This is a genomic window from Micromonospora pisi, assembly GCF_003633685.1.
Classification (GTDB): domain Bacteria; phylum Actinomycetota; class Actinomycetes; order Mycobacteriales; family Micromonosporaceae; genus Micromonospora_G; species Micromonospora_G pisi.
The window spans coordinates 6,670,034-6,682,418 of record NZ_RBKT01000001.1; the positions used below are offsets into that span (position 1 = coordinate 6,670,034).

Here is a 12,385-nt window from a genome sequence, read left to right on the forward strand (position 1 = left end):
CCGGCCCTCCCGGCCGTCGGTAGATGTCCCCGAAGGTCGTCCTTGGCTGGGCGTCGAGGCGCGGCCGATCGGCAGTACATCGATCGTCAAGCTGAGCATAGGAGCAAAAGGGTGCACTTGAGGCAGACCATGATCCCCTCCATCGCGGTCGCGGTCGCGGTGGCCATGACAGTGGCGGGATGCGGAGGAGCCGCCGAGTCCGGCCCGGCGAGCGCTCCGAGCCAAAGCGCCAGCGCGGTCCCATCGACCCCGCCGCCCTCGGCACCCGCAGGGAACAAGCTTGGCGATGCGATTCCCTTTGACGAGAACACCTCGACCATCACGTTCTACGGTTACAAGCACAACGCCACGCAATTCGGAAAGCCATCAGACAGTGCCTATGTCTATGGCGCAATCGACCTCAAATACTGCCTCAAAAAACTGCCCAAGGGATACTCCGCTGTCTCGATTGGCACCTCAAACTGGGTATTGAAATTCGGGGACGTTTCAATCAAGAGCACTGGCCACGCTGGCGGCAACGGCATGAAGCCCGAGTATCCCGACCGGAAGGAAATCAAGGTCGGGACCTGCGTTCGTGGTTGGCTTGAGTTCAAGGTACCCAAGGACGGAAAGCCGACTGCAGTGGAATACACGCCAGCAGGGGCTCCCGAACCAATCACTTGGACTCCGTGACCTTACCGTTCCAGCACCTGCGGCTGAGAGCCGGCCGAGGCACCCGGCCCGACACGGGCGCGAATCATCGACCTGACCCGGACGACCCCACCTTGAGATTGTTTACTTGGGGCAGGCGTGTTCGTGTACAGTTATTGCGGTTGGGGCAGCAATAACTGTACACAAACCCCTTCGACTCGACGATCGGCAGCATCGCGTCGTCCTGCCGGACGTCGTCAATCCCAATGATGACGCGCTCCACCCAACGTCCCTCGATTGGCCCCTTGCCCTCCAGCTTCATGCCAAGTTCGACGAAAAACGAGATAACAGCGTCAAGGTCGTCGACAACGATGAGGACGTTGTCCATCCGCTGACTCGTCATGCCGGGCTTCCTTGGCGTTGTACGGCCACGGTGGCCGCATCCACTTTTGAGACGGAGCCGCCAAGCCATTCTCGGCATCCTTGCAACGTTTTCTTCGGGAACCTCTTGACGCGGCAGTGCCCGTCACACGCCGGTCGTACCGCTTCGGACGAAACACCGCAGGTCAGAGAGCCTTTCGCTACTTTGCGGGGCCAACACTGACGCTCAGCCGGGCCTTGAAGCCCATAAGTAGCAAACCTCGTCGGATCGTCGGTGTGTACCCATTTGCCGCCGACCGTGCGCGCAGGTAGAGGGCAAGCTGTCACGCTCGGTGTTCGGCGTCCCGTGGTGCCCGGCATCCTGAACTGTCAATGACAGTGCACCTGGTGGTCCCGGGCATATCGCTACCGTGCGCCGTACTGGCGGCGGCACTCTGCGGAAGCGGGAGCCGGGGGTTAGGTATGGAGCGCACGGCGGTAGATCCCCGGGCCTTCCTGCGTGAAGCCGATCTGTTCATAGGTACTGTTCGCCACCGGCAGCACCGGTTTGGACACGACCCGGATGGCAGGAGCACCGGCCACCACGGCTCGCCGTACTGCCTCCCGGATCAGCGTTAGGGCGACCGCTTGCCCGTCTTTGGTCTGTTCAGCGACAACATCATCGATACGGGCCTTCACTCCGCCGGGAGCCCGGTAAACCGCGAGCGTGAGTGTGCCGCGGATGCCCCCGTTACGTCGGCCCGCAAGAACCTCGACCGCCACCCCAACTACATCCTCGCCGCCTACATGGCCTCCGGAACGTAACGGCCTAACAAGCGGCTTCGCCGATGTGAGTGCGCCGAGTGTCTGTCGGAATCGATTGCGACACCCGCTTCGGCCGGTCGGCCGATATTTGCCTCGGGGTGTCTCGTCGGCTCTCGGCAGATCGCGCCATCGGCGCGGATTCTCCGTATGATCGGTGAGGTCGAGATCGAGGAGTGGAATTGTCTCGCGAAATAATTGACAACACCCTTGACCATTTCAAGAGGCACCCGCGTGACGATGTTGGTTCTCACGGTGCGCCGGCATCACCTCCGCGCCCGCTTCCGAACTCAATGCCTTCGCCATTGTTGTGGCCGCGTGCCCTTTGTTGGCGCTGCTGTTGTCGGTCGAACTGCTCAACCCTGCTTCGAAGCGGCATCGCCTCCAAGCTGCCACATTTCATAATTCCCACATTCTGCCGTGATCTCGGACGTCGCCTGAGCCGCGGAGAGGAAGTCGTCGACCAGCGGCGAGGCGCGCGATTCCGCTACAGCGAGGCACACCTGGTCGGGTGCCAGATCCAGGATGGGCACATAGCTGACCTCCGGATGCGAATAGAATACGGTCGCCGAACGGGCCAGGAACGAGATGCCCCGGCCGGCCGCGACATGCTCGAGCGTCTCGTCCACCCCGCGCACCCGGTATCCGGCGTCAGGGTGCGGGCGCTTGGTGGGCTGCGTGCTCGTGTCGGCATGCCAGAGCAGCGGCTCGCCGACCAGGTCGGCCTCGATGATCTGTTCCTTGCCGGCGAATCGGTGGCCGGCGGGAAGCACTGCTACCCGCGGCTCGGTGTACAGCGGGGTGACGCGCAGGCCGGCCTCGTCGATGGGCAGCCGCACATAGCCGACGTCGATGCGGCCGTCGAGCAGCATCGCGGCCTGGTCGTCTCCTTCGATCCGCCGCAGATCCACCAGTACGTCCGGGTGCTGGATGGCGAACTGCCGTACCGCTGGGGTGACCGCGATGCCCGCCCGGAAGCCGACCATCAGCCGCTGGCTGCCCTGCGCGGCCACGGTCACCCGGCGGCGGACCGCGTGCGCGGAGGCCAGCAGCGGGCCGGCGTCGGTCAGCAACTGCCGGCCGGCGTCGGTCAGCGCCACGCCGTGGCTGTCCCGGGTCAGTAGCGGAGCGCCGAGCTCCTTCTCCAGCGCGCGGATCTGCCGGCTGAGCACCGGCTGCGCGATGTGCAGCTCATCGGCGGCCCGGCCGAAGTGCAGCTTGTCGGCGACAGCGGCGAAGTAACGCAACTTGCGCAGGTCCAGATCCATGGAGCCTCCCGTTCCGGCGATACCTCCAGGGTATCGCAACGGCCGAAAGAGGTCTTGGACAACCGACTAGGGTCAATGGCACGCTCGATAAGTACTGATGGGCCGGAATTGAATTCCGTACGAGAAACATGACTCGGTACGGTTATGCGAATGGAGTCAGTCGTGGGAAAGCTCGATGGCAAGGTTGCGGTGATCACCGGTGCGACAAGTGGTATGGCGCTGGCCGGTGCGAAATTGTTTGTTGACGAAGGAGCTCACGTCTTCATCTCCGGCCGGCGGAAGGACGCGCTGGACGAAGCCGTCAAGCTGATCGGCCGGAATGTGACCGGCGTGCAGGCCGATTCGGCCCACCTCGATGATCTGGACCGTTTGTTCGAGACGGTCAAGCAGGAAAAAGGCGCGGTCGACGTGTTGTGGGCGAGCGCCGGGACGGGTGAGCAGGGCAGGCTCGGCGAGATCACCGAGGAGCAGTTCGATGCCGCGTTCTCGCTGAACGCGCGCGGCACGCTGTTCACGGTCCAGAAGGCGCTGCCGCTGTTCAACGATGGAGGCTCGATCCTCATGACCGGGTCGAACGCGTCGCTGCGGGGCTACCCCGATTGGAGTGTCTACGCAGCGAGCAAGGCCGTGCTGCCCGCCTACGCCCGGGTGTGGGTGGCAGAGCTGAGGGACCGGCGGATTCGGGTGAACGTGCTGACGCCCGGCCAGGTCGCCTCGCCGATGATGGAGCAGGTCATGGACGCGGAAATGAAGGCGCAGTTCGAGTCCGTGATCCCGCGGCGAGAGATGGGCCGCCCTGAGGAGATCGCGTCGGTCGCGTTGTTCCTAGCCTCGGACGACTCAAGCTACGTCAACGGCATGGAACTGGTCGCCGACGGCGGCACCACAGTGATCTGAGCCCGTTCGGCGAACCCTTCGACGCCCGGCCCAGCACGCCGGACCCCCGACCAACTGATTCATACACAACAAGGGAAACACACGTCATGACCACGATCAGCATCATCGGCTCAGGCAACATGGCCACCGCCATCGGCACCCGGGCGGCGCAGCACGGCCACACCATCGAGCTCATGAGCCGCAACACCGCCAAGGCTCAGGCGCTCGCCGACCAGATCGGCAACGGAGCCACCGTCGGCACGTTCGGCGCAAGGCCGGTGGGTGACATCGTCATCGTGGCCGTCCTGTACGCCGGCGCGGTCGACGTGGTCGAGCACTACGGCGATGCGCTGGCCGGCAAGGTCCTCGTCGACATCACCAACCCGTTCAACGCCGACGCAAGTGGCGTCGTGACGACCGCGGGCAACTCGGTGTCCCAGCAGATCGCCGCCGTCGCCCCCGAGGGCGCACAGGTCGTGAAAGCCTTCAACACGATCTTCGGCGGCGTCATCGCCGAGGACAAGCCCCTGGACGCGTTCTACGCCGGCGACAGCGCCGAGGCGAAGGCACGTGTCGCTGCCTTCCTGGAGAGCTTGGGCATGCGGGCCCTCGACGCAGGAGGGCTCGAGATGACCCACGTCCTCGAATGGGCCGGCATCCTCCTGGTGGGCCTGGCCCGCAGCGGCGCCGGCTTCCACATCGCCCTGGGCGCCGAGGTCCGCTGAAGCACGGTTACCGGATTACGCCAAACATCTCGCGACCGGGGAGGCATGGCGTCCCCATCCATCTTCGGAAAACAGGCACTTCATGAGCAGCATCAGCATCATCGGCCTGGGGACCATGGCCCGTGCCCTGGCCGCCCGGGTGCTCGCTGGTGGCCACGCCGTCGAGGTCGTCGGTCGCGACGCGGCCAAGGCCAAAGACCTGGCTGCCGCGCTCGGCGGCGGCGCCACGGCCGGGACATTCGGCACCGCCCCGGCCGGCGACATCGTCATCCTCGCCGTGCCGAACGCCAGCGCCGTGCCGGTCGTCGCCCAGTACGGGGACGCGCTGGCCGGCAAGATCATCATCGACATCACCAACCCCATGAAAGCCGACGCGAGCGGGCTGACCACCCCTGACGGCACTTCCGCCGCGCAGGAGATCACCAAGGCCGCCCCGGCGAGCGCGCACGTCGTGAAGGCGTTCAACACCGTCTTCGGCCACGTCCTGGCCCCGGGACGCCCATTGGACGTGCTCTTCGCCTGCGACGACGCGCGGGCCAAGGCGAGCGTATCGGCGTTCATCGAGAGCCTCGGTTTGCGCCCCCTGAATGCCGGAGGCCTGGAGATGGCGCGCTGGCTGGAAGGGACGGGCCTGCTAATGGTGAGCCTGGCCCGCCACGGCGTCGGGGACTTCAACTTCTCCCTCGGCGTCAACGTTCTGGTCTAAGCACACACCCACCACCACCTCTCGCGCCACATCACTCACTCGGAGCAGCAGAATGCGTGTTTTCGTCACTGGCGGGACCGGCCATTCCGGTTCGTACATCGTCCCCGAGCTCATCGCCGCTGGGCATGAGGTCACCGGCCTGGCCCGGTCGGACCCGGCCGCGGCGGCGCTGTCCGCGCTCGGCGCGAAGGTGCGCCGCGGCGACCTCCAGGACCTCGACGGGCTCAAGGAGGCGGCTGCGGACTCCGACGGCGTCATCCACGTCGCGCACCGGCAGGACCTGCTTTTCTCCGGCGGGATCCACGCCGTGGCCGCCGCCGAGCTCCCGATCATGCTCGCCTACGGCGAGGCACTGGCGGGAACCGGAAAGCCGCTGGTCGCGGCGGGGAGCATCGGCTCGCCCGGGCAGGGATTCCTGGGCCGGACGGCCACCGAGGAGGACCCGGCCCTTCCCAGCGGCGATGAGCACAAGGGCAGCCTGCGGGCTCGTAACGTCGTGGAGACCACCGTGATCGGCCTCGCCGAGCGGGGCGTGCGGTCTTCGGTCGTGCGGATCGCCAACATCGCGCACGACACGACCGATCGCGCCGGCTTCCTCCCGACACTGATCGCGCTCGCGAAGGAGAAGGGCTTCGTCGGCTACCCCGGAGACGGCACGAACCTGTGGAACGCCGTGCATGCCCGCGATGTCGCCTCCGTCTTCCGCCTGGCACTGGAGAAGGGCCCGGCCGGCAAATACTGGCACGCGGTCGACGACGGGGGCATCCCGTTTCGCGAGATCGCTGAGGCCATCGGCAGCCGTCTGGGCCTGCCCGCCGTGAGCGTTCCCGTGGACGAACTGGTGCTGCCGGGATACTTCGGGTTCCTCGCCAACATCGTCACGCAGAGCTACCCGGCGTCCAACCTCATCACTCGCCGGACCCTCGGCTGGGAACCCGCTCAGCCCCGCCTGCTCGCCGATCTGGACAACGGCCACTACTTCCCCGCCAGCTGACGACAAGGACCCCAATCGCAACGAGTCCGGCACATGACAAGGAGGGCGGCTCGGAATATGACCACTGTCGGATTCATCGGCAGCGGCGCCATCGGCAGCACCATCGCGCGGCTCGCCGTCGAGGCCGGGCATCAGGTCGTGCTCAGCAACTCACGCGGTCCTGAAACGCTCACGGACACGGTCACGGAACTAGGGCCGCGGGCGTCCGCTGCGACCAGCGGGCAGGCCGCGGCAGCCAGTGACATCGTCGTGGTCACGGTGCCAGTCAAGGCCTTCCCCGACCTGCCCGCCGCGCCGCTTGCCGGGAAAACGGTCATCGACACGTGTAACTACGGCCCCGAGCGTGACGGGCCCATCCCCGAGCTCGACGGCAAGTCGCTCAGCTCAAGCAAGCTGCTGCTGCGGTACCTCCCGGACGCCATGGTCGTGAAAGCGTTCAACAACATCTTCTTCAAGCACCTGCTGTCACTCGCCCGACCAACGTGGGCGGGCGACCGCTCGTACCTGCCGATCGCCGGGCGGGGCATAACGCAGTGGCTCGCCAAGTTCGCCCGAGTTTCCTACGAGAGTCTCAAGCAGCGGCATAGAGGTTTCCGTCTACGTCACGAGGCCATCGTTCGGTGCATCCAGCGCAGCCACTCCGCTCGGCGCGGGCAGCAGATGGCGTTGACCATCCGCGTCGGCCAGACCCGGGGCGAGCTGTCCGAAGATTGGCGGCTGGCCGGTATCCAGTTCAGCTCCCTTGGCAACAAACAACCGCGAACTCATTGGCCGACACCGGAGTCCTCTTCTGTCGCCGACCGTGCGCATCGGCGCCGGAGCGCCCATCACCCTTCGTGACCATCAGCGGTGATACGTCCCGACCCGAGTGCTTCCGGTCGTGTCGATGAGCGGACGTTGTCAGATCGTTTTTGAACCGCTCGCCGCGATCGATACAGGACTGCACCACGGAAGGTAGGACAGGGCCTAGCATTGCCTCCGTGGTCGAGGACTTCGCGGATCGACTCCTGCGTGACGTAGCCGGTCTCGACCCCTGCACAGCGATCGTCGAGGCCGGCGAGCATGATGTCGACGGGCTGACCGACTACAGCCCGGAGGGCTACCAGGCCCGCGCCGACCTCGCGGTCCGCGCCCTCCGCGAGCTCGAGATCCTGGGTGTTGCACTGCCGGCCGTGACCCCGCTGCACGCCCATCTCGCCGAACGGCTGCGTGCGCGTATCGCCTTCCATGACGCCGGGGAGGACCTGCGCGAACTGCACGCGGCGGCCACCGGTCCGCTCCAGCTCATCCGCCAGGCCGTCGAGGCCGCAGTACCCGGCCGCGGTGCCGAGGGCACGGCCTACGAGGAAAGCTGGGCTCGTGTCGGCGCGCGCCTGGCCGCGATCCCGGCGGCCCTGGATGGGTACGCCCGCAGCCTCCTGCTCGCCGCCGAGCGCGGACATTTGCCGGCGCGCCGCCAGGTCGAGCTCGTAACGCAGCGCTGCCGCAATTGGATCGACGACGATGTCGCTCTCGTGGATCGCTACGGCGAAGGGCGCCAGCGGGCGCCGTTGCAGGCGGCGGCGCAGGGCGCGCGGGAGGCGTACCAGAGGCTGGCCGGGATGCTGACCGCAGACCTGGCACCGCGGGCGCGCAGCGAGGAGGCTTTCGGGCCGCAGCGGTACGCACTCTGGGTTCGTACCTTCCTCGCGGCCGAGCCCGACCTGCGCGAGCTCTACGACTGGGGCTGGGAGGAGTTCACCGCGATCGAGGCGGAGCTGGTCGCGGAGGCGAGGGCCCTGGGCGGGAGCGTGCCCGAGGCGCTCGACCGGCTCGACAGCCCCGACGCACCTGGGACCCTGCACAGCAGGGAGGCGTTCGGGGCGTGGCTACAGGAGCTGCTGGAGGCCACCATCGAGCGGCTGCACGGCGTGCACTTCGACATCCCCGCACCGCTGCGGCGGATCGAGTCGCGGGTGACCACGTCGTCCGGCACCGCCTACACCGGGCCGTCTCGGGACCTGACGCGGCCGGGCCGGGTCTGGTGGTTCCTCCCCGAGGACGAGGCAAGCTTCCCCACCTGGTATGCCTACAGCACCGCGTACCACGAGGGCGTTCCCGGCCACCACCTCCACATCGGCTATGAGGTCTGTCGGGGAGGCCTTGGGCGGCGGCTGAACCTGCTCGGCGGGCTCTCCGGTAGCCAGGAGGGCTGGGCCTTGTACGCCGAGCGGTTCATGGACGAGCTCGGGCTCTATGAACAGCCGGGTGCGCGACTGGGGTATCTATTCATGCAGTTGCTGCGGGCGGCACGGGTCGTGCTCGACATTGGCCTGCACCTACGGCTGCCGATGCCGTCTGGCGACGGAGCGTTTTGGACGCCGGACGCGGCGCTGCAGTTACTGCGGGACCGCTGTCATCAGGGGCCCTACGCGTCCGCCGAGCTCGCGCGTTACCTGGGCCGGCCAGGGCAGGCGCTGGCTTACAAGGTAGGTGAGCGGGTGTGGTTGGCAGAGCGCTCGTCCTTCCCCGGCGACCGGCGAGCATTTCACCGTCGGGCGCTGGAACTTGGCTCGCTGGGACTGGGCCAGCTAACGGGGGCGTTGACCGGATGACCGCGCATCATTCATGCATGGTGTGAAGCAGGCCGGGCACCGCATCCGTAACTGGGTCTCGCTCAGCGGGCGACCGAGTGGCGTCAGGGCATATTCCACCCTCGGGGGTACTTCCGGGTGTGCGGACCTGGTCACCAACCCATCGCGGGTGAGTGCGCGCAGCGTACGTCACGGACGAGCTCGATCGTCTGTACGCAGTCCGGCGCGACCCCGCGCTGTGCGAGTTCGGCGCCAAGGGTGCTTGTCATGGCTCTTTGTTCCTCATCCGTCAGTAGCTGGCGGCCGTGGGGCTCGTTATCGCAGGAACGGATGCCACTCGCGGATCTGCGTGACCGAGACACCCGGAGTGGCGAAATAGGGATCGGCGGCGATAAGCGCCTCAAGGGCCTGCCGGTCGGTTACATCCACGACGATCATCGCCCCTCGATCGTCGGAGAAAGGGCCTGCCATGCGAACCGTTCCCGCGCCGTGGAGGTCAGCGAGCCGGCTGCGATGGGCGGCGCGCGCGGCGAGGCGTTCAGGGGCGTCGGTGAAGGTCAACTCTACGATCCACATGGTGGGCACGGTAGGCCGCCGTGACCGAGCGGGTCTGTATCACTTGATACATGACATCGTTGGGTTCCATCCCGGCATTGCGAACGCTGTCCGCGGATGTGCTGGAGACAGTCACGCGCGACAGCCGCCCGGCAAGGTTCGGCGCTGGGGCGATGATCCGGCCAGCCGGTGCGCGGGCGAACGCCGTCGTGCTGGTGCTGTCCGGCACGGTAGCGGCCGTCCACGCCGAGCGGTCCGGCCGTGAGGTGTGGCCTCAGCAGTGGGTCGGCCCAGCGATCGCGGACAAGCCTGCCGTACTGGATGGCGGTTCGGCGTCAACCGGGTTGCTGGCGGTTACGGTCGCTGCTGTGCGGCTGCTGCCCGCGACCGGGTTCCTGCGGTTGCTGCACGAACAGCATTCGGTACGTGAGCACGTGCTCCGACAACTCGCGCGCGACGTCATAGCCGGTCGACAGCGACTCGCGCAGGCCGTCACGTTGCCGGCGACCGCTCGGATCGCCGCGTGGCTGAATGCGCAGGACCCGGCTGCCCGAGTCGCCTGGCGAGGGTCGCAGGAGCAGTTGGCCCGGGTGCTGGGCCTGAGCCGGGTCACCGTCAACCGGGCGCTCGCACAGCTCACCGGTGTTGGCGCTGTCCGGCTGACCTCCCGGGGAATAGTCATTGCTGACCGGGAGCGTCTCGACAACCTGACGGCCGGTTCCTGACCAGCGGACAGTCCGAGTCACCGTGCCTGCGAGGTGGACGGCCCGGCCGGGGTGATTGCCATTGCGGAGGGCCGGCAGGGACTTGTGGTCAAGGCCGGCCCGTCCATCAAGCCGACCCGGCGCAGGAACGTGCCGGAATCGGTGCGTGCGGCGCGGGCTAGCTGACCCGGCGCTGGACGCGCCACAGGCCGACCGCCGCGAGTAGGGCGCTGACGCCGAGGTACAGCGCCAGTTCGATCCATTGGAATGGCCAGAATCGCCGGTTGGGTTGGTAGGCCAGGTCCACGTGGAGGCCGAGCTTGCCGAGACACACCGCGGTGTCACCGAACGTGCCGTTGGCGCCGGTTTTCGGGGCGTTGTTGAAACACTCGTTGAAGGCGGCGGCGGAGAGTTGCCGGCCGTCGGGTGTCCGGAGTTCGCTGGTGTCGGTGACCCAGGCGTCCGGTATCTCCAGCCCTCCGACGACCGGCCCGCCGGTGATGCTGCCCAGCGACCGGGCCTGGTTGATGGCGTCGACAGTCATCGGTACGGTGACCCGTTCGGCCGGCATGTAGTGCGGTCGCAGCAGGTTCGGTACGGCGAACTGCACCGCGATCACGGCCAGGAACACCAGCGCCATCGCCGGCAGGGTTCGGCGTACCAGCAGCCCGGTGACGGCGCCGAAGACGAAGCCGAAGGCGGCGTACCCGATGGGTGCGATATCCCGCGCGCCGAACAGGATCGCGTTGAACCGGTCGCCGTTCGCCTGGTCGACCGGGGACGCCGCCCAGGTCAAGAGGGCGCTGAGGGTACCGGCGACAGCCATGCTGGCAAGGCCGAGCACCGTCAACTTGACCGCGAGCCAGCGGCGGCGGGGCACGCTCTGGTTCCACACCAGTCGATGGGTGCCGTTCTCCAGTTCCCGGGCGACGAGGGGCGCGCCCCAGAACGCTCCGATGATCGCGGGTACCAGACCGAAGCCGGTGGCGAGGAACAGCATCGCCTGCGTGTACTGGCTCGGCAGTTGCGACGGGTCGCGTACAGCGCGGATTTCCCCGCCGAGGCGCAGCAGGTAGATGGTCGCCAGGACCAGCAGGATCGCTCCGACGAGCGCCTGGACGCGGAACTGGCGCAGACTCATTCTGATCATCGCGAAACCGCCGCATCCCCGCGCGACGCGGCGACCGTTCCGGCGGCCCGGGACATGTAGGCGAGGACCAGTTCCTCCAGGGTGACCGGCTCGGTGTCCGGAGCTGCCGTACGGTCCGGTGCCGCCGCCTCGCCCCGGACGACGGTGTGGCCGTGCTCCGCCCAGATGACCTCGACCCCGGCGGGCGTCCTGGCCGGGTCGCCGACGATCCGGTGGTGCGAGGCGAGCAGATCCGGCACCGGGCCGGCGACCTGGATGCGCGAGTCGCAGAGTACGACGAGGTAGTCGCAGACCTGCTCGACATCGCTCAACAGGTGCGAGGAGAGCACCGCGCTGGCGCCGAGTTCGCCCACGAACTCCACGAGACTGCGCATGAAGCCCTTACGGGCCAGGGGATCCAGTGCGGCGGCGGGCTCGTCGAAGATGAGCAGCTCGGGTCGCTTCGCGGCGGCGATGGCCATCGCGAGCTGCGCGCGTTGACCGCCGGAGAGCCGGCCCGCCTTCTGCGCGGGGTCCAGGCCGACCTCCGCGATCCGCCGCTTGGCCAGCGCCGCGTCCCAGGACGGGTTCAGCCACGCACCCATCTTCAGGTGGTCGGCGACGCTGAACGAGGCGTACACCGGGGTGTCCTGGGCAACGAAACCGACCCGGGCCAGGTGCGCCGCGTTCGCCGCCGGTCTGGACCCGAGGACCGACAACGTACCCGAGGTCGGTGCGATCAGCCCGCAGGCCAGTTGCAGGAGTGTGGATTTGCCGGCGCCGTTCGGGCCGACCAGCCCGACGACACGCCCGCGCGGGATCTTCAGGTCGCAGTCGGTCAGTGCGGTACGGCGGCCGTACCGTTTGGTCAGCCGCTCGGCGTGCAGAACGAGTGGTGTTCGCATGGGTTCATCCTGCGAACCGGCGGGCGGGCCGGGCATCGGTCCAAAGCAGGGGACGGTATGCGGACGACCCTACTTTTGGCCGGTTCGCGTTCGGCGACGATCTCCTAGCCTGCTCGGCATGGACACGACACACCGGAC

15 protein-coding genes are annotated in these 12,385 nt (G+C 67.3%); 8 read left to right on the forward strand and 7 right to left on the reverse strand.

Annotated features, from left to right (window positions below; all coding sequences use genetic code 11):
• Positions 1 to 111: 111 nt before the first annotated feature.
• Positions 112 to 672 carry a DUF4352 domain-containing protein gene (locus BDK92_RS38555; protein ID WP_147457143.1) on the forward strand — a complete coding sequence of 187 codons (561 nt, stop codon included), beginning with the start codon at positions 112 to 114 and terminating at the stop codon, positions 670 to 672.
• Positions 673 to 736: 64 nt separating this feature from the next.
• On the opposite strand, the gene BDK92_RS40475 is transcribed toward BDK92_RS38555, so the two are convergent.
• The 3 genes from BDK92_RS40475 to BDK92_RS28745 all read right to left on the reverse strand — a co-directional run bounded on the left by BDK92_RS40475 (position 737) and on the right by BDK92_RS28745 (position 3,080).
• Positions 737 to 1,033, reverse strand: coding sequence for a VOC family protein (locus tag BDK92_RS40475; protein ID WP_246017303.1), 297 nt, complete (start codon positions 1,031 to 1,033; stop codon positions 737 to 739).
• Positions 1,034 to 1,467: 434 nt separating this feature from the next.
• Complete coding sequence (locus BDK92_RS39210) at positions 1,468 to 1,773, reverse strand: hypothetical protein (RefSeq protein WP_170208721.1); 306 nt, start codon at positions 1,771 to 1,773, stop codon at positions 1,468 to 1,470.
• A 395-nt stretch (positions 1,774 to 2,168) separates the two neighbouring features.
• Complete coding sequence (locus BDK92_RS28745) at positions 2,169 to 3,080, reverse strand: LysR family transcriptional regulator (RefSeq protein WP_121159504.1); 912 nt, start codon at positions 3,078 to 3,080, stop codon at positions 2,169 to 2,171.
• A gap of 162 nt (positions 3,081 to 3,242) precedes the next feature.
• Here BDK92_RS28745 and BDK92_RS28750 point away from each other — a divergent pair, with 162 nt between their 5' ends.
• From BDK92_RS28750 to BDK92_RS28775, 6 genes are all read left to right on the forward strand, one after another.
• Positions 3,243 to 3,977 (forward strand): SDR family NAD(P)-dependent oxidoreductase, encoded by a 735-nt coding sequence (locus tag BDK92_RS28750; protein WP_121162673.1) that lies wholly within the window; start codon positions 3,243 to 3,245, stop codon positions 3,975 to 3,977.
• Between the two features lie 86 nt (positions 3,978 to 4,063).
• Entirely contained in the window at positions 4,064 to 4,681 is a 618-nt protein-coding gene (locus BDK92_RS28755; protein ID WP_121159505.1) for an NADPH-dependent F420 reductase, read from the forward strand.
• 82 nt (positions 4,682 to 4,763) lie between these two features.
• On the forward strand, positions 4,764 to 5,387 hold the full coding sequence (locus tag BDK92_RS28760) for an NADPH-dependent F420 reductase (protein WP_121159506.1): 624 nt from the start codon (positions 4,764 to 4,766) through the stop codon (positions 5,385 to 5,387).
• A gap of 52 nt (positions 5,388 to 5,439) precedes the next feature.
• Positions 5,440 to 6,381 carry an SDR family oxidoreductase gene (locus BDK92_RS28765; protein WP_121159507.1) on the forward strand — a complete coding sequence of 314 codons (942 nt, stop codon included), beginning with the start codon at positions 5,440 to 5,442 and terminating at the stop codon, positions 6,379 to 6,381.
• A 57-nt stretch (positions 6,382 to 6,438) separates the two neighbouring features.
• The gene (locus tag BDK92_RS39775; RefSeq protein ID WP_211349402.1) at positions 6,439 to 7,221 is read left to right on the forward strand and encodes an NADPH-dependent F420 reductase; all 783 of its coding nucleotides are present in this window, start codon (positions 6,439 to 6,441) and stop codon (positions 7,219 to 7,221) included.
• A 140-nt stretch (positions 7,222 to 7,361) separates the two neighbouring features.
• The gene (locus tag BDK92_RS28775) at positions 7,362 to 8,975 is read left to right on the forward strand and encodes a DUF885 domain-containing protein (RefSeq protein WP_121159508.1); all 1,614 of its coding nucleotides are present in this window, start codon (positions 7,362 to 7,364) and stop codon (positions 8,973 to 8,975) included.
• On the opposite strand, the gene BDK92_RS41270 is transcribed toward BDK92_RS28775, so the two are convergent.
• Together BDK92_RS41270 and BDK92_RS28785 are read right to left on the reverse strand one after the other, a co-directional pair.
• Positions 8,952 to 9,110 (reverse strand): winged helix-turn-helix transcriptional regulator, encoded by a 159-nt coding sequence (locus BDK92_RS41270; protein ID WP_425462268.1) that lies wholly within the window; start codon positions 9,108 to 9,110, stop codon positions 8,952 to 8,954. The two genes, BDK92_RS28775 and BDK92_RS41270, sit on opposite strands and share 24 nt — an antisense overlap.
• Positions 9,111 to 9,269: 159 nt before the next feature.
• Positions 9,270 to 9,530 (reverse strand): YciI family protein, encoded by a 261-nt coding sequence (locus BDK92_RS28785; protein WP_121162674.1) that lies wholly within the window; start codon positions 9,528 to 9,530, stop codon positions 9,270 to 9,272.
• A 152-nt stretch (positions 9,531 to 9,682) separates the two neighbouring features.
• Here BDK92_RS28785 and BDK92_RS28790 point away from each other — a divergent pair, with 152 nt between their 5' ends.
• Positions 9,683 to 10,234: a Crp/Fnr family transcriptional regulator gene (locus BDK92_RS28790; RefSeq protein WP_170208722.1), complete on the forward strand. Its 552-nt coding sequence runs from the start codon at positions 9,683 to 9,685 to the stop codon at positions 10,232 to 10,234.
• A 157-nt stretch (positions 10,235 to 10,391) separates the two neighbouring features.
• Here BDK92_RS28790 and BDK92_RS28795 read toward each other — a convergent pair whose 3' ends face one another.
• Together BDK92_RS28795 and BDK92_RS28800 are read right to left on the reverse strand one after the other, a co-directional pair.
• Positions 10,392 to 11,363, reverse strand: coding sequence for an ABC transporter permease subunit (locus BDK92_RS28795; RefSeq protein ID WP_121159511.1), 972 nt, complete (start codon positions 11,361 to 11,363; stop codon positions 10,392 to 10,394).
• The gene (locus BDK92_RS28800; protein ID WP_121159512.1) at positions 11,360 to 12,247 is read right to left on the reverse strand and encodes an ABC transporter ATP-binding protein; all 888 of its coding nucleotides are present in this window, start codon (positions 12,245 to 12,247) and stop codon (positions 11,360 to 11,362) included. The genes BDK92_RS28795 and BDK92_RS28800 overlap by 4 nt, the downstream gene beginning before the upstream one ends.
• Positions 12,248 to 12,385: the final 138 nt, after the last annotated feature.

What these genes read in the sequence shown, in the direction of transcription:
- BDK92_RS40475 (WP_246017303.1), bottom strand. Translation starts at nt 1,033, where the DNA reads ATGACGAGTCAGCGGATGGACAACGTCCTCATCGTTGTCGACGACCTT.
- BDK92_RS28745 (WP_121159504.1), bottom strand. Translation starts at nt 3,080, where the DNA reads ATGGATCTGGACCTGCGCAAGTTGCGTTACTTCGCCGCTGTCGCCGAC.
- BDK92_RS28755 (WP_121159505.1), top strand. Translation starts at nt 4,064, where the DNA reads ATGACCACGATCAGCATCATCGGCTCAGGCAACATGGCCACCGCCATC.
- BDK92_RS28760 (WP_121159506.1), top strand. Translation starts at nt 4,764, where the DNA reads ATGAGCAGCATCAGCATCATCGGCCTGGGGACCATGGCCCGTGCCCTG.
- BDK92_RS28765 (WP_121159507.1), top strand. Translation starts at nt 5,440, where the DNA reads ATGCGTGTTTTCGTCACTGGCGGGACCGGCCATTCCGGTTCGTACATC.
- BDK92_RS39775 (WP_211349402.1), top strand. Translation starts at nt 6,439, where the DNA reads ATGACCACTGTCGGATTCATCGGCAGCGGCGCCATCGGCAGCACCATC.
- BDK92_RS28785 (WP_121162674.1), bottom strand. Translation starts at nt 9,530, where the DNA reads ATGTGGATCGTAGAGTTGACCTTCACCGACGCCCCTGAACGCCTCGCC.
- BDK92_RS28790 (WP_170208722.1), top strand. Translation starts at nt 9,683, where the DNA reads ATGATCCGGCCAGCCGGTGCGCGGGCGAACGCCGTCGTGCTGGTGCTG.
- BDK92_RS28795 (WP_121159511.1), bottom strand. Translation starts at nt 11,363, where the DNA reads ATGATCAGAATGAGTCTGCGCCAGTTCCGCGTCCAGGCGCTCGTCGGA.
- BDK92_RS28800 (WP_121159512.1), bottom strand. Translation starts at nt 12,247, where the DNA reads ATGCGAACACCACTCGTTCTGCACGCCGAGCGGCTGACCAAACGGTAC.